The organism is Azospirillum sp. RU38E (genome assembly GCF_900188385.1).
In the GTDB taxonomy this organism is placed as follows: domain Bacteria; phylum Pseudomonadota; class Alphaproteobacteria; order Azospirillales; family Azospirillaceae; genus Niveispirillum.
Genome location: NZ_FZOI01000006.1, coordinates 210,320 through 225,857, shown reverse-complemented (window position 1 = coordinate 225,857; position 15,538 = coordinate 210,320). Strand labels below are relative to the sequence as shown.

Below are 15,538 nucleotides of genomic sequence, written 5' to 3'. Positions count from 1 at the left end.
AAGGGTGCGGTGAGCTTTGGCGGTGCCGTCGGTGGCACGACGGCGTTGAAGTTCCTCTCCGCCGGTGGGGCCACCGTTACGGTGGGCAGCGTCACGACGACGGGGCAGCAGGATTATGCTGGCAACGTCCGGCTGGCCGGTAATCTGGTCAGCACCACGGGCGGCACCATCCGTCTTGGCGGGCCGCTGACCCTGACCGGCGACAGCCGCGTTTCCACAGCAGGGGCTGCGGGTGATGATATTGTGCTGACTGCCGCGGTCAGCGGGCCTTATCAACTGACCATCCGCAGCGGCAAGGCGAACAGCACCCTGGGCGGGCCGGTCAGTGGATTGACCGGCCTGGATGTAGCTGGCGCCACGGTGGGCTTTGCAGCACCCGTATCGGTGACGGGTGTGCTGGCGGCCAATGCCACGCGGCTGAATACCGGCACCCTGTCGGCGGCCAGCATCACCCTGGCAGGGACGGAGGCTTTGACCGCCGGCACTATCAGCGCCAGCCAGGATGTGAGCATCACCGCTGGCAAGGGGGCAACGCTGGCCGGCATCGGTGGCCGTCAGGTGACCGTCAATGCCGGTGGCAGCCTGTCGGCAGGCGCCGTCACGGCGACGCAGGATGTCACAGTCACGGGCACAGGCGATGTCAGCCTGGCGACGGTGGCGGGGGCCAATCTGGCGCTGTCGGCCGGCCGGGCCCTGGCCGTGGCCGGTATCAATGCGCAGAATGCCACGCTGACCGCCGGCACCCGCCTGACCGGCAGCGGCCCGCTGCGGTTGAGCCGGACGCTGGAGCTGGTGACCAATGGCCGGGCCGATGCTGGAACCGTGCAGGCCGGCGCCCTGACCTATCGCGGCAGCGGCCTGTTCAGCGCCAATGGCAGCATTGCCGGCATCAGTGGGGCCGACGCGGCCGATCTGGTGCAGGTGGCGGGCAACCGCACTGGCACCTATCTGTTTGCCGGCCGCCCGGTCTTCGGCTTGGCAGCACTGGTGGAACGCCAGCGGCTGGATGTGCTGCGGGTGGATACCGGCCTGGACACCGGCCGTGATGACGGGCGGGAACGCCCGCTGCTTCTGGACCCGGCTGCCGCCGCCGCAGCAGACCCGCTGATCAGCTTCAAGGATTGATACCACCCCACCGAAAGGTTGACCTTTCGGTGGGGTGGAGGCCGGCGACTGCCGGCCCGCGCCACATGGCGCGTAAGCCAAGCTGCCGGATGGCAGCGCCCGGCGTCTGAGGGAACAAAAATCTCCCTGGATCGGTCACGATCAAGGGAGATTGGTATGAGATCAGAGGGAGACCGAAAAGCCCCGGCGGCAACCAACCGCCGGGGCTTTTTTCTGCCTATCAATCCTCGTCCAGCAACGCCGGCGGGTGATCCGGTTCCCCGTCCAGACGTTCACCGAACAGCAGTTTCTGCAGCAGGGCCAGCAGAAGCTGATGATCATCGGTGCCCAGACGCTGCACCAGCATTGCCTCCCATTCATCATGGATGGCGTGCAGGCGGACCAGAAAATCCCGCCCGGCCGGTGTCAGCACCAGCGCCTTGGCCCGCCGGTCAACCGGATCGGCCTGCCGGGTGACAAAGCCGCGCTCCACCAGCTCATCCACCCGCTTGACCAGATTGGTCTGCAAAATCCCCAGTGCCGCGCCGATATCGGACAGGCGGCAGGCGCCGTTCGCCTCCAGCAAGGCCAGGATCGAATAGAGATTGGGCGTCAGATCGACCTCGGCAAAGCGCTGCACAAAGCCGCGATGGATGAATTGCCGGGCCATGCTGATCAGAAAGCCCAGGGTACGGTCAAGCTGCGCCGGCCGCAGCGCATCCACCCGCGCGACCGGATCGTCGGCTGCCGCCAAACGCTCATTCTCCCCGCCCATACCGCTCTCTCCGACCCGACCACCCTGCTGGTCCCATCCTTCAAGCCCATGTCCGGCCAGCGCGCAAGCCCATAAGGCAAAAGGGCCACAGAGATTATTGACACTCAATAATAATGATATAGTATCATTATTTAGCTGGCGGATGAATGATCAGCACCAGGGAGGACATGATGAACCATTTTTCACCGGGCCGCGCGCGGCCGCGGGCGATCTTCTGCATCACATCGGGATTGGCGCTGGCGGCCCTGGCCTTGCCGGCGACGGCGCAGGAACAGGCCGGTGCCAGCATGATTGATGAGATCGTTGTCACCGCGCAGAAGCGGCGGGAAAATATCCAGGATGTGCCGGTCGCCGTCTCCGCGATCAGCGGTGACAGCCTCTCTGAAAATAATGTCCGCACGCTGGAAGACCTCTCGGCCTCCGTGCCGGGTTTCAGTGTGGCGGCCAATGTCAATTACGGCTCGGCGCCCATGTCGATCCGGGGTGTCGGCGGGGCCAATGGCGGCGGCAATGTCTTTGCCGATGAACCGGTGGCCACCTATGTCGATGATGCCTTTGTCGGCCGGCTGCGCATGTCCACGGCCGATCTGGTGGATGTCGGCTCGGTGGAGGTGCTGCGCGGGCCGCAGGGCACGTTATATGGCCGCAATTCCACGGCGGGTGCCGTGCTGCTGCGCTCTGCCGCCCCGACGGAGCAGTTTCAGGCCTATCTCAACAGTTCCTATGCCAGCTTTGATGAAAAGAAGCTGACCGGTGCCGTTTCCGGTGCGCTGAATGATGATGCCAGCCTGACGGCGCGGGCGGCCTTTGGCTGGTCGGACCGCGATGGCTGGGCCAAGAACAGTGTCGGCGGCCGGCTGGGTGGTGGTGACAGCTTCACCGGCCGCCTCTATCTGCGTGCCAAGCCCAATGACACCCTGACCGTTGACCTGATCGGCGAATTCATCAAATCCCATGTGGAGCCGGCGACCATCGCCATTGCCGATGTTTCCGGCTTCCGCGATGCGGCGACCAACCCGGCGGGCAGCAACCTTGTTCGCCCCTATACGCTGCGCCCTGGCCTGGATGCGCTGGTGGATGACAGCCGCTTTGCCCAGAACCGCCCCAGCTATTCCGATGTGATCGGTCGCAATGCCACGCTGAAGCTGGAATGGGATCTGGACAGCGTGGTGCTGAACAGTGTCTCCAACTACCGTGAATGGGATCTGAAGGGCTATCAGGATAGTGACGGCACGGCCGTCAACCCGCCGCTGCCGGCCTTTGTCAGCGGCGCCATCCCCAATGTCGGCGATAATGACGGCCACCTGATCGACAGCCAATGGTCCCAGGAACTGCGCCTGTCCTCTGGCGAGGGCTCTGCCCTGGACTGGATTCTGGGTGCCTTCCTCTATCACGAGGATAACCGCATCGATCCTATCCGCATCCGCAACTGGCTGGCCGGGCCGGGCGGTGCCGGGACGCAGGTGACCTTCAACGCCCATCAGAAAACCGATAGCTGGGCGCTATTCGCCGATGCCTCCTATGATCTGACCCCGGCCCTGACGTTGAAGCTGGGCGGGCGTTACAGCCATGAGGAGAAGGATTTCACCAACAGCCAGACGGTCACCACGCTCAACCAGTTCGACCCGCCCGGCCCCACCTTCTTTGCCGCCGGTGCCACGCTGGCCGCCCCGCCGCTGTTCACCACCAAGGAAAGCTGGAACAATTTTTCGCCCCGCGCGGTGCTGCAATATAAATTCAGCGACGATGTGATGGCCTATGGCAGCTATTCCAAGGGCTTCAAGAGCGGTGGCTTCAACGCTTTCGGCCTGAATGCCGCCTTCAAGCCGGAAACCATCGAGGCGTTTGAAGGCGGGTTGAAATCCACCCTGCTGAACGGGGCGGCGCGTCTGAACCTCGCCGCCTTCCATTATGATTACCGCAACCTGCAGGTCCGCACGCCGGTGCCGACCGGTGGCGTGGGGATTGAGACGGCGGATGCCGCCACCTCCCAGGGGTTTGAGATTGAAAGCATCTGGTACCCGGCCGAAGGGCTGCGTCTGGATGCCAATCTGGCCTATCTGGATGCCACCTTTGACAAGGGTGCCGTCTCCTCCGTGCAGGTGGACAGCTTCGTCTTCGGCACCAACCCGCCGGTGGTGAAGGAAGATATCAGCGGCAACCGCCTGACCCGCGCGCCGAAATGGCAGCTCAGCCTGAATGCGCGGCAGGATTGGGAACTGGATGTCGGCGCGCTGTCGGCCCAGGTGGGCTATCGCTATCAGAGCAGCGTCTTCTTCCTGGAAACGCAGCAGGACAAGCCCACCTATCGCGGCAAGGGCTGGAGCAGCTGGGACGCGCGCATTGCCCTGAAACCGGCGGACAGCAACTGGGAACTGGCCGCCTTCGTGCAGAATATCGGCGATGAGCGGCACTTCTCCCAGGTGACCTCCTTCTTCGGTCTGCCCAACGCTGCCCTGAACGAGCCGCGCAAGATCGGCGTTCAGGTGAACTGGAAATATTGAGGAAGCCGATGCGCCCCCGCTTCATTGACCTGTCGATCCCCATCGATAATGACATTGTCACCGATCCGCCGCCGCTTCGGCCCAAGATTGCCTATCAGACCCATGGGGAGACGGCGGGGGCGATTGCCGCCTTCTTCCCCGGTCTGGCCCCGTCCGATCTGCCGGACGGGGAGGGCTGGGCGGTGGAGGATGTCACCCTGACCACCCATAGCGGCACCCATATGGATGCCCCCTGGCATTATCATTCCACGGCGGGGGGCGAACCCGCCCCCACCATCGACCAGACGCCGCTGGACTGGTGCTTCCGCCCCGGCGTGAAGCTGGATTTCCGCCATCTGCCCCATGGCCATGTCGTCACGGCGGCCGAGGTGGCGGCCGAGCTGGACCGCATCGGCCATGTGCTGCAGCCACTGGATATTGTGCTGGTCAACACGGCGGCATCGGCCGCCTATGGCGGGCCGCATTATGTGGATAGCGGGTGCGGCCTGGGGCGGGAGGCAACCTTGTACCTGACCAGCCGGGGGGTGCGGGTGGTGGGCACCGATGCCTGGTCCTGGGATGCGCCGTTCAGCCACACGGCCCGGCGCTTTGCCCAGAGCGGCGATGCCTCCATCATCTGGGAAGGCCACAAGGCCGGGCGGGAGATCGGCTATTTCCAGATGGAAAAGCTGCATAATCTGGAAGCCCTGCCGCCGCATGGTTTTGATGTCATCTGCTTTCCCGTGAAGATCACCCGGGCCAGCGCCGGCTGGTGCCGGGCTGTGGCCCTGCTGCCAGGAGAAACATCATGAAACTCGCCACCCTGCGTGATGGTTCCCCCGATGGCCGCTTGCTGGTCGTCAGCCGCGACCTGTCGCGCGCCGTTGATGCCGCCAGCATCGCCCCGACCCTGCTGTCGGCCCTGGGGCAATGGGAGAGTGTCGAGGCCCCGTTGCGCCATCTGGCCGAGGCGCTGGAAAGCGGGCGGGTGCAGGGTGTGCCCTTCGACCCGGCCCAGGCCATGGCGCCGTTGCCACGGGCGCCGCAATGGCTGGATGGTTCCTGCTTCCTGAACCATGCCCGCCTGATGGCCAAGGCCTTCAAGCTGGATAAGGGGGTGGATACCGAAATCCCCCTGGTCTATCAGGGGGCGTCCGATGATTTCCTGGGGCCGCAGGATGACAGCCCGCTGCCCAGCGAAGCGGACGGGATTGATTTTGAGGGCGAGTTCGCTGTGATCACCGGCCCGGTGCCGATGGGCACCCGGGCCGGTGATGCCGAACGGCATATCAGGCTGATCACCATGGTGAATGATGTCAGCCTGCGCGCCTTCGGCCCGCGGGAGATGCTGAGCGGCTTCGGCTTTGTCCAGGCCAAACCCAGCACCACCTTTGCCCCCGTCGCCATCACCCCGGATGAGCTGGGGGAATATTGGCGTGACGGGCGGGTGCATCTGCCGCTGCATATGTCGTGGAACGGGGAATGGTTCGGCCATCCCAACGGTGGGGACATGGATTTCGGCTTCCATCGCCTGATCGAACATGTCACCCGCACGCGCAAACTGTCCGCCGGCACTATCATCGGCTCAGGTACCGTCTCCAACGCCGACCCTGCCGCCGGCTCGGCCTGCATCGCCGAACGGCGGGCGATCGAGATGATCGCCGGTCAGCCGCTGACCCCCTATATGCGCTTTGGTGACCGGGTGCGGCTGACGGCGCTGTTGCCCGACGGCACAGCACCGTTCGGGGTGATTGATCAAAAGATGGTGGCGGGGTGAGGGGACGGGGCGCGCCCCCCTACCTCAGCGAGGTGGCTGAATCCCCTTCAGCCGTGTCATCAGTTCGGCCGTCACCGCTTCGGCCTCATGCTCATCGCGGATGACGCGCGGGGTGATGAAGACGATCAGTTCGGTGCGGGTGTTGGTGGAGCGCTTTTCCCCAAACAGCGCGCCCACGCCCGGCAGGGAGGAGAGCAGCGGGATGCCGTCGCGCCCGCTTTCCTGGGTTTCAGAGATCAAGCCGCCCAGCACCACCGTCTGCCCGCTATCCACCGCCACGTTGGAGGTGATCTGGCGTTGCGAGATGGTGGGCGTCAGGTTGCCGCTGTTGCGCGTGCCGGAAACGTTGGAGATTTCCTGATAGACCTCCATCGTCACCTTGCCGCTCTGGCTGATGCGGGGCACCACGCGCAGGATGACGCCGGTATTGACATAATCCACCGAGCTGACGATGGGCGAATTGGCATTATCCACCGACTGGGTGGTGCGGGTCAGCACCGGTACCCGGTCGCCCACCAGCAGCTGCGCCACCTGGCTGTCCAGCACCACCACCTGGGGGGAGGAGATGACGCGCACATCGGTGACCTGATCCAGGGCCGACAGCACGACGCGCGGATCGCCATTGCTGGACAGCACCAGATTGAAGCCGGGCACCTTGCTGATCGGGCGCAGGCTGCTGCTGGCATCATTCAGGGTGAAGCCGCCCTGCACATCGCCGCCATCGCCCCGGAAATAGCTCTGCACCCCATAGCGCAGCTGATCATTCAGGGTGACCTCGGCAATCGTCGCCTCAATCAGCACCTGGGAGGGGGCGACGTCCAGCTTGGCCACCGCCTCCCCGATAATTTCCGCCTGCCTTGGCTTGGCATGGACCAGGATGCTGTTATTGGCCGGGTCGGGGATGATGCGCGGGGTATCATCGCCGCTGCCCGCCGCCGGTTCCGGCGGGGCCGCCCCGCCGGCATCGGCGCTGATGGCCGACAGCCGGGCGGCATTATCGGCCATGGCGGTGCTGTTGCCGCTGGCGGCACTGCTGCTGCCCGTCCCGCTGCTGCCGCTGGTGGTGCTGCTGCTGACGGATGGCAGCGGCATCGCCTTCATGGCGGGTGCGGTGGTATCCGCCGCCGTGCCGGTGAACAGCCGGTTCAACAGCTTGGCCACACGGGTGGCGTCGGCATGGGTCAGGCTGAAAATGCGCAGCCGGGCGGTATCCATGTCGCCGCCATCCAGCCGGCGCACCCAGCCGGCGGCCGTTTCCAGCCGGGCGGCATCGCTGGCAATCACCAGCACCGCATTCAGCCGCTCCACCGGCAGCAGACGCAGGCTGGGGTCGGCATCGCCCTGGGCGCCCAGAATCGCCTCCAGCTCCCGCACCAGCGGGCCGGGGCTGGCCTGGCTCAGCGGGAACAGGCCGGCGGAACGGCCGGCCATCCAATCCACATCAAAGCCGCGCAACAGGTCGGCCGCCGCCTGCCGCTCCGGTGCCGGCCCGCTGACCAGCAGCAGACCCAGGCGCGGATCGGCGGTGACGCTGCCATTCTTCACCAGCGGCGCCACCAGCGCCTGCGCCACATCCGGGGCGACATGGCGCAGGGGCAGCACGGAAACCGCCAGACCGGGGGCATTGGGGCTGGCCAGCCCCAGCGTGCGGGCATTGCCCGCCGCTTCGGCCTGGGGCAGCACGGCCAGCGTGCCATCCCCGCCGCGCACCAGCACGGCCCCCTGGCCGGCCAGCACATTTTCCAGCAGGCGCAAAGCCTCCCGCGGGGAGAGTTCCCGGCCGCTGTCAATGCTGACCGTGTTGCGCAGGGCGGGGGAGATGCTGTGCGCCATCCCCAGCATGTCGCCCAGCACCGTATCCACCACCAGGGCCAGCGGCGCATCGGTAAAGCGCAGATGCAGTGCCGGCCCTGGCGGCACGGCCAGTTCATCGGCCGCCACCGGCACGGGCGGACGGCTGCCCTTGACGATCAAAGGGGCGGTGCTGCTGCTGTGGCTGGTCACCGGTTTGGGCGCGGGCCCTTCCGCCCCGCCCTTGGGGGCTGCCAGCGACAGATGATCCAGCGCCAGCGGCGGCGGCGCCTCCCCCTGGCGGCTGGCGCAGGCGGAGAGCAGCAGAACAAGGGCCATGGTGCTGGCACCGGCCCGCAACCCGGCCCGTAGAGAAGAAATGGTGCGCATCATCATCCCGGCATCTGGTGGCGCCGGAAAGTGCCGCCGGGGGCGGCATCAAGACAAGGATTATTCTTGGCTGTCATTAATCTGTAATCAAAGCGCCATCTGTAATATTTTTGTCAAAAACACGACGCGAAACCATTGCAGAAATAAGTCATATGGAAGGCAAGCGCGGCAAATCCGCCGCCAATGCTGATTCAAGGCCGATGACAATATTGGATATCCTGTTGGCGGAGCGCCGCCTGGACGATGGCGAGCGTCAGCGGGTGCTGGCCCTGTCGGCGGCCGATGGGCGCGCGCCGGATCAGGTGCTGCTGGACCTTGGGCTGGTCACGCCGTTGGAACGGGCCGCCGCCCTGGCCCGCCATCATGGCGTGCCGCTGCTGCGCGGCGACGATCTGGCCGATGATCTGCCCGACAGTGCCGGCCTGTCGCCGCATTGGCTGCTGTCCCACCGGCTGTTGCCGGTGGGGCTGGATGATAGCGGCCTGCTGCTGGCCGCCGTCGATCCGGTGGCGGCGGATGTGCTGGATGCGGTGGAACTGACGCTGGGGCAGCAGCCCCGGCTCTGTTTCATGCCACAACCGGAATGGGAAGCGGCGTTCCAGGCCCGCCATGGCGGGGGGGCCAGCGCCCTGGACCGTATCCTGGATGATGCCGCCGCCGATCAGGCGCTGGAAGAGGCAGCGCTGGACCGGCTGAAGGATCAGGCCAGCGAGGCACCGGTGGTACGGCTGGTGGCCCATCTGATTGACGAGGCGGTGAAGGCCCGCGCCTCCGACATTCATATCGAACCTTTTGCCGATGCGCTGGTGCTGCGCTACCGCATCGATGGGGTGCTGCAGAACCGCCCGCCGCCGCCGCCCAGCCTGACCCGCGCCCTGGTCAGCCGGATCAAAATTCTGGCCGGTCTGGATATTGCCGAACGCCGCTTGCCGCAGGATGGCAGGGTACGCCATCGCATGGGCGGGCGGCTGGTGGATTTGCGTGTTTCCACCTTGCCCACGGTGCATGGTGAAAGCGTGGTGATCCGCGTGCTGGATGGTTCTGTCGGGGCCATGGAACTGTCGGGCCTGGGGCTGGATGCGGCGGATGAGGCGGCGTTGCGCCGGATGATGGCCAGCCCGCACGGGCTGGTGCTGGTCACCGGCCCCACCGGCAGCGGCAAGACCACCACGCTTTATGCCGCGCTGCGCCTGATCGATGCCGCCACCCGCAAGGTGCTGACGGTGGAAGACCCGGTGGAATATCAGATGGCGCGGGTCAATCAGGTACAGGTGCATCCCGCCATCGGGCTGGGTTTTGCCACCGTGCTGCGCTCCATGCTGCGCCAGAACCCGGATGTCATTCTGGTGGGCGAAACCCGCGACACGGAAACAGCCGACATTGCCGTACAGGCAGCCCTGACCGGGCATCTGGTGCTGACCACGCTGCACACCAATTCCGCCGCCGGGGCCGTGACGCGGCTGCTGGAAATGGGGGTGGAGCCGTTCCTGATCGCCTCCACCCTGCGCGGTGTGGTGGGGCAGCGGCTGGTCCGTCTGCTCTGCCCCCGCTGCAAGGCCCCGGAACCGGCGGACGCGGCGGCCCTTTCCGCCCTGCGCGATGCCGGGTTGCTGGCACCGGGGGCGGCAGCCCCGCTGTTGCTGGGACCGGTCGGCTGCCCGCATTGCGGCGGCACCGGCTATGCCGGCCGCGTCGGGATTTTTGAGATGCTGCGCCTGGATGAGGGCTTGCGCCGGCTGGTGGTGGAACGGGCGTCTACCGGCGCGCTGGAGGTGGCGGCGCGGGCGGCGGGGATGCGGTCGATGCGCCAGCACGGGCTGTCCCGCGTGCTGGCCGGGCTGACCAGCTTTGCCGAGGTGGCGCGCGTGACCGAGATGGGGGACTGACCGCCCATGCCGGAATTCCACTATACCGCGCTGGATGGCGGCGGGCAGCAACGCAGCGGCCGGCGGCAGGCCGCCGATGCAGCCGCGCTGCTGGATTGGCTGCGCGGCCAGGGCTGGTTGCCGGTGAAGGTGGCCCCGGTGGGGCGGCGGCTGATCACCTCCTCCGGGCCGGGGGCGGGCGATCTGCTGCTGTTCAGCCGGGAACTGCGCCTGTTGCTGAAGGCCGGGCTGCCGCTGGAACGCGCTCTCGCCCTGCTGGCCGATGGGCTGGCCCCGCAACCCTTGCGCCCCGGTCTGCGGGAGGCGCTGGAACGGCTGCGTGGCGGGGCGGGGCTGGGGGAGGCGCTGGCGCGGGCCGGCGGCTTCCCGCCGCTTTACGCCGCCATGGTGCGGGCCGGCGAAGGGGCCGGTGCCCTGGATATGGTATTGGAGCAGCTCTGTTTACTACTGGAGCGGCAGCGGCGGGTGACACGCGCCGTCACGTCGGCCCTGATCTATCCGGCGGTACTGTGTTTCGTCGCCGTCGGCTCCCTGATGTTGTTGTTGCTGCATGTGGTGCCGCAATTCGCGCCCTTGTTCGCCAATGCCCACAAGGCCCTGCCGCCGGCGACGGAACTGGTGCTGGCCCTGTCCGGCTTCATGCTGGCCTGGGGCGATGTGGCGCTGGCGGGGCTGCTGGCCCTGGGCCTTTGCGGCTGGCTGGTCTGGCGGCGGCCGGGGCTGGCACCCTGGCGCGACCGCACCTTGCTGCGCCTGCCACTGGTCGGCGGCATGGTGCTAATGGCCGGGCTGGCCCGGCTGGCGCGCGGCCTGTCGGTGCTGCTGCGGGCCGGCGTCGCCCTGCCGCGCGCCCTGGAACTGGCAGCCGATATGGCGGGCAACCGCGTGCTGTCCGCCACCCTGCTTGCCATGCGCGACGGGGTGCGCGACGGGCGCGGGCTGACCGCCGCCCTGCCGCCGGGCCACCCGCTGCCCGATCTGGCCGTCACCCTGATCGGCGTGGGCGAGCAGAGCGCCCGGCTGGCCGAGGTGCTGGAACAATTGGCGGAGATGTATGAGGACAAGCTGGAAACCGCCATCAAGCGCTTCCTGGCTTTGCTGGAGCCGGCCCTGATCCTGCTGCTGGCGCTGTTTGTCGGCGGCATCGTCGTTTCCATCCTGCTGGCCCTGGTATCGATCAATGATCTGGCTTTCTGAGCGGCCCCGCCGCCGGCAGGCGGGTTTCACCTTGCTGGAAATGCTGGTCGTGCTGCTGCTGCTGGGCGTGGCGACGGCTTTGGTGGCGCCGCGTCTGGCATCGGGCGGGGCCAGGCTGGATGGCGATGCGCGCCTTCTTGCCAGCCGGCTGGCCGCAGCCCGCGATCAGGCGGTGCGCCAGGGCCGCGTGGTGGAGATCAGCCTGGACGCGCACGGGCTTTCGCAGGGCACCAGCCTGACCCTGGTGGGGGAGGTGGAGCGGGGGGCGGATGGGCTGGCCCGGCTGCGCTTCCTGCCCGATGGCAGCGCCAGCGGGGCGGAAATCCGGCTGCGGGGTCCGCACGGGGGTGAACGCGCCATCGCTGTCGATTGGCTGACCGGCCGGGTGGTGCATGATGCGCGCTGACCGCCGTGGACAGGCGGGCTTTACCCTGCTGGAGGCGATGCTGGCCCTGCTGCTGCTGGCCCTGGTGCTGGGCCCGGCCTATAGCCTGATGTCCGGCGGCGGGCGGGCGGCACGGTCGGTGGAACGCCGTGCCCTGGCCCAGAGCATTGCCGAGGCGCAGTTTGCCGCCCTGGGCGTGGAACAGCGCCTGACCCCCGGTGATTATCCGGGCCATAGCGGCGACTGGCGCTGGACCCTGCGCGTCACCCCCCGGCTGGACCCGCCCTTTGATGCCGCCGCCGCGCGCGGCATGGCCGCTTATCGGGTGGAAATCAGTGTGGCTGATGCGGCGGGGCCGGTGCTGTCACTGGCCACCACCAAGCTGGTGGCGGCACCATGAGGCGGCCGTTGCGCAAGAATCAGGCGGGTTTCACCCTGCTGGAAGCCATGGTGGCCCTGATTGTGCTGGGGCTGGTGCTGGCGGTGGCCGCCACAGCACTCGGCACCCTGGGCAGGGCACGCGGCCGGGTAATGGCGCAGGCCGACCGGGCGGAGGATATGTTCCTGCTGCGCGATGTGCTGCGCCGGCAGATCAGCCGCGCCCTGCCCTTGACCGAACTGGCCCCCGGCGGCGAACGCTATTGGCTGGTCGCCAGGGCTGAAAGGCTGGAATTCCCGCTGGTGGATGCGCCGCTGCCGGGCCGGGGCGGGCTGGCCTTTGCCGCCATCCTGGTGGAGGAAGGGCGGCTGCTTTACCGCCAGACCCGGTCCGGCCAGCCGCCCTATCAGACCGTGCTGGCGGAAGGCGATTACCGCTTCCGCCTCTCCTATCGCGGGGACGATCCGCGTCATGGCTGGGTGGCGGATTGGGCCGATGCCAAGCACTGGCCCCGGCTGGTGCGCCTGTCGGTGGAAGCGGGCGGGCGGGAACTGCCGGCCCTGGTGGTGCCGGTGCGCACCGATACCGACCGGGGCTGCGTGCTGACGCTGGGGGAGGGCTGGTGCCGTGACCGCCAGGGTTGAAAACCGTTCCCGCCAGCGCGGCATCGCCCTGCCGATGGCGCTATGGGTGGCGATGGGGCTGGCCCTGCTGGCCGCCGGCATCGCCACCACGGCAGAGCGCGCCATCAACCGGCAGATCGGTGCCGACCAGATCGCCGTCGCCCGCGCGCTGCTGGAAACCGGCCTCAGCCAGGGCGTGATGCTGGCCGTGCATCCCGACCCCACCCGCCGCCTGCCCGCCAATGGCACCCCGTTGAGCGTGGCAGAACCGGAAGGCACGTTGACCCTGTGGCTGTGGGACGAGGCGGGGCGGCTGGATTTGAACCGCACCCCATCGGCGCGCCTCCTGGCGGTGGCCGGGGCCGTGCTGCCAGCGGCTGACCTGTCGGCGCTGACCCAGGCCCTGCAGCGCCGCCGGCAGACGGGGGAACCCTGGCATAGCGTGCTGGAATTGGGGTCGGCGCTGTCGCCCGATGGCTTCGCCCGGCTTTACCCCTGTCTCACCGTGCATGGGCCGGCCATGGCCGATGGCAAGCTGCGCCTGTCCGCCATGGCACCAGGGCTGCGCGCCCGCTGGCCGGGGTTGGCAGGGCTGCGGGATGCTGGCGATGCGGCGGCATTGGCCGGGCTGGGGCTGATGCCGGGTGGCCCGCCCAGCAGCCTGTTCACCCTGCGGGTGGCGGCCCGCACGCCAGAGGGGGCGCTGGCCACGACCGAAGCCGTGGTCTGGATCACCATTCAGGGCACCCAGGCTTTTCGCATTCTGGAATGGCGCGAGCCGGCGCCGGAGATCAGCTTGATGGAAGAGGCATCATGAACAGCGCGGGCGACATGCTGCGGCGGCTGGCCGGCTGGTGGTGGCAGCGCACCAAGGATGCCCTGCCGGGCTGGCTGGTGGCCGATGGGCCGGAACCGGCCCGCTGGCAGTGGGATGGCAGCACGCTGACGCCATCCGCTGGGGGGGGCACCCCCCGGCATAAGCGGCCCTGGCGGCTGCTGCTGGGCGATGTGCGCCCCCTGGTACTGGAACGCGAAGTACCGGCCGGGGCGGCCGCCCATCTGCGCCGGGTGGTGGGGATGCAGTTGGGCCATTGGACCCCGCTTTCCGCCGATGCCGCCCTTTATGATGCGCAGGTGGCGGGGCCGGCGGCGGATGCCGGCCAGTTGCGGGTGCGGGTCTCCCTGCTGGCCCGCAGCCGGCTGGCCCCGGCCCTGACGGCGGCCACGGCCCAGGGTCTGGCGCTGCCTGTGGGCGTGTTGCTGGCCGATGGCAGCCTTCTGCCCTTTGGCGAACCGAAGCGCGCGCGGGTGCCGCCGCGCCTGCTGCTACTGGCCTTGTTATTATTGGCCCCGCCTTTGTCGCTGGCCGTGCTGCAGGAGGGCCGCCTGTCGCAGTTACGCACCGAATTGGCGGCCGGGGAGATGGAGGCGGCACAGGCCCGCAGCCTGGGCATCCGGCTGGCCCGGCTGCGGGCCGACACGCTGGCCGCCGTCAGCGCCCGCCGGGCGGCCCCCAGCATGGTGCTGCTGCTGGACCGGTTGAGCCGGCTGCTGCCCGATAACAGCTATCTGACCGAACTGCGCCTGGAAGGCGGGCGGGTGCATCTGCTGGGTTATAGCGGTGATGGGGCGGCCCTGCCGGCCCTGCTGGCCGCCGCCCCCGGCCTGCAGGATGTGCGGTTTGAAGCGGCCTTGCTGCGGGCCGATGCCGGGCGCGACCGTTTCCACCTTTCTTTCATGGTGAGCGCTGATGAACCCGCTTGAACGGATGCTGGCCGATCCGGTCACCGCCCGCCGGCTCTATCTGGGTATCAGTGCCGGGCTGGGGCTATTGTTCCTGCTGCTGCTGGTCTGGCCGCTGACCGATCTGCTGCTGGAACAGCGCGCCGCCATTCAGGCGGCCGAACTGCAGCGCCAGGCCCAGGGCACCCTGGCGGGGCGGGTGGAAAGGCTGCTGGCCGAACAGGCGGCGCTGGCCACCCTGGACGGGTTGCCGGCGGATTACCTGCCCGGTGACAGCCCCGATCTGGCTGCCGCCAGCCTTCAGGCCCTGCTGGGCCAGCGGCTGGCCGCTGTGGGCGGGCGGCTGATCGGCACCGGGCTGGTGGAGCCGGTGGACCTGCCGGAAGCGGCGGGCGGTGATCAGCGCATCACCGCCCGGCTGGATGCCGCCGTCAGCCATGCCCAGCTGCGCGACCTGTTGCACGGGCTGGAAGGCGGGCAGCCACGGCTGATCGTGGTGGGGATGCGGCTGGCCGCCGGTGGGGAGGCCGGGGCGCCCCTGTCGCTCACGCTCACCGTCAGCGGATTGCGCCAACCGGTGCCGGGGGGGGCGGAATGATGAAACGGGTTTTGCTTCTGGGGTTGCTGCTGCTGCCCGCCCCGCTGCCGGCGCTGGCCGCCGATCCGCTGGCAGAGGCGGATTATCATCTGCCGCCACCGGCCAGCCTGTCGGCCCTGGTGGAACGGCCCCTGTTCACGCCGTCGCGCCGGGGGGAGGTGACGGCCACCCAAGCCAGCACGGTGCCTTCGGGGGAGCTGCGGCTGGTCGGCGCGGTGGTGGGCCGCACAGGCGGGGGCCGGGCGCTGCTGCTGCAGGGCGGCGCGGCCCGGCCCTGGCTGCTGGGGCAGGAACTGGCCGGCTGGCGCTTACAGGCAGTGGAGCCGGGGGCCGTGCGGCTGGCCGGGCCGGAAGGTGTTGAGATCCGGCTGCCCGTGGGTGCCGTGCTGCCACAATCACATTAAGGA

At 68.1% G+C, this 15,538-nt stretch carries 15 protein-coding genes; 13 read left to right on the top strand and 2 right to left on the bottom strand.

Translation table 11 applies throughout. The features are described from left to right. A partial coding sequence (locus tag CHB97_RS26405; protein WP_371333050.1) for a hypothetical protein occupies positions 1 to 1,125 on the top strand: 1,125 nt, incomplete at its 5' end. 220 nt (positions 1,126 to 1,345) lie between these two features. Here the strand turns inward: CHB97_RS26405 and CHB97_RS13365 are convergent. Beyond that, positions 1,346 to 1,879, bottom strand: coding sequence for a MarR family winged helix-turn-helix transcriptional regulator (locus tag CHB97_RS13365; protein WP_089288448.1), 534 nt, complete (start codon positions 1,877 to 1,879; stop codon positions 1,346 to 1,348). A 167-nt stretch (positions 1,880 to 2,046) separates the two neighbouring features. Between CHB97_RS13365 and CHB97_RS13360 the strand changes: the two genes are divergently transcribed. The 3 genes from CHB97_RS13360 to CHB97_RS13350 are packed head-to-tail and all read left to right on the top strand — an operon-like array spanning position 2,047 to position 6,139. Then, positions 2,047 to 4,383, top strand: a complete 2,337-nt coding sequence (locus tag CHB97_RS13360) for a TonB-dependent receptor (protein ID WP_160105853.1) — start codon at positions 2,047 to 2,049, stop codon at positions 4,381 to 4,383. 8 nt (positions 4,384 to 4,391) lie between these two features. Next, positions 4,392 to 5,174: a cyclase family protein gene (locus CHB97_RS13355; RefSeq protein ID WP_089288450.1), complete on the top strand. Its 783-nt coding sequence runs from the start codon at positions 4,392 to 4,394 to the stop codon at positions 5,172 to 5,174. Then, positions 5,171 to 6,139 (top strand): fumarylacetoacetate hydrolase family protein, encoded by a 969-nt coding sequence (locus tag CHB97_RS13350; RefSeq protein ID WP_089288451.1) that lies wholly within the window; start codon positions 5,171 to 5,173, stop codon positions 6,137 to 6,139. Before CHB97_RS13355 ends, CHB97_RS13350 begins: the two co-directional genes overlap by 4 nt. 24 nt (positions 6,140 to 6,163) lie before the next feature. On the opposite strand, the gene gspD is transcribed toward CHB97_RS13350, so the two are convergent. Beyond that, complete coding sequence (gene gspD, locus CHB97_RS13345; protein ID WP_089288452.1) at positions 6,164 to 8,326, bottom strand: type II secretion system secretin GspD; 2,163 nt, start codon at positions 8,324 to 8,326, stop codon at positions 6,164 to 6,166. Between the two features lie 194 nt (positions 8,327 to 8,520). On the opposite strand from gspD, the gene CHB97_RS13340 reads away from it, so the two are divergent. From CHB97_RS13340 to CHB97_RS13300, 9 genes are read left to right on the top strand one after another with little or no spacing between them, the layout of a single operon-like run. Further along, positions 8,521 to 10,206, top strand: coding sequence for a GspE/PulE family protein (locus CHB97_RS13340; protein WP_160105851.1), 1,686 nt, complete (start codon positions 8,521 to 8,523; stop codon positions 10,204 to 10,206). Positions 10,207 to 10,212: 6 nt separating this feature from the next. Continuing rightward, a complete protein-coding gene (locus CHB97_RS13335; RefSeq protein WP_089288454.1) occupies positions 10,213 to 11,403 on the top strand; it encodes a type II secretion system F family protein in 1,191 nt (396 codons plus the stop codon). Then, positions 11,387 to 11,809, top strand: coding sequence for a GspH/FimT family pseudopilin (locus CHB97_RS13330; protein WP_089288455.1), 423 nt, complete (start codon positions 11,387 to 11,389; stop codon positions 11,807 to 11,809). The genes CHB97_RS13335 and CHB97_RS13330 overlap by 17 nt, the downstream gene beginning before the upstream one ends. Beyond that, complete coding sequence (locus CHB97_RS13325) at positions 11,796 to 12,188, top strand: prepilin-type N-terminal cleavage/methylation domain-containing protein (RefSeq protein ID WP_089288456.1); 393 nt, start codon at positions 11,796 to 11,798, stop codon at positions 12,186 to 12,188. Before CHB97_RS13330 ends, CHB97_RS13325 begins: the two co-directional genes overlap by 14 nt. Next, positions 12,185 to 12,811: a prepilin-type N-terminal cleavage/methylation domain-containing protein gene (locus CHB97_RS13320; protein ID WP_089288457.1), complete on the top strand. Its 627-nt coding sequence runs from the start codon at positions 12,185 to 12,187 to the stop codon at positions 12,809 to 12,811. The genes CHB97_RS13325 and CHB97_RS13320 overlap by 4 nt, the downstream gene beginning before the upstream one ends. Further along, positions 12,795 to 13,607, top strand: coding sequence for a hypothetical protein (locus tag CHB97_RS25955; protein WP_143270881.1), 813 nt, complete (start codon positions 12,795 to 12,797; stop codon positions 13,605 to 13,607). Before CHB97_RS13320 ends, CHB97_RS25955 begins: the two co-directional genes overlap by 17 nt. After that, positions 13,604 to 14,554 (top strand): PilN domain-containing protein, encoded by a 951-nt coding sequence (locus CHB97_RS13310; RefSeq protein WP_089288459.1) that lies wholly within the window; start codon positions 13,604 to 13,606, stop codon positions 14,552 to 14,554. Before CHB97_RS25955 ends, CHB97_RS13310 begins: the two co-directional genes overlap by 4 nt. Beyond that, the gene (gene gspM, locus CHB97_RS13305; RefSeq protein ID WP_089288460.1) at positions 14,541 to 15,131 is read left to right on the top strand and encodes a type II secretion system protein GspM; all 591 of its coding nucleotides are present in this window, start codon (positions 14,541 to 14,543) and stop codon (positions 15,129 to 15,131) included. The genes CHB97_RS13310 and gspM overlap by 14 nt, the downstream gene beginning before the upstream one ends. Beyond that, positions 15,128 to 15,535 carry a hypothetical protein gene (locus tag CHB97_RS13300; protein ID WP_089288461.1) on the top strand — a complete coding sequence of 136 codons (408 nt, stop codon included), beginning with the start codon at positions 15,128 to 15,130 and terminating at the stop codon, positions 15,533 to 15,535. The genes gspM and CHB97_RS13300 overlap by 4 nt, the downstream gene beginning before the upstream one ends. Positions 15,536 to 15,538: the final 3 nt, after the last annotated feature.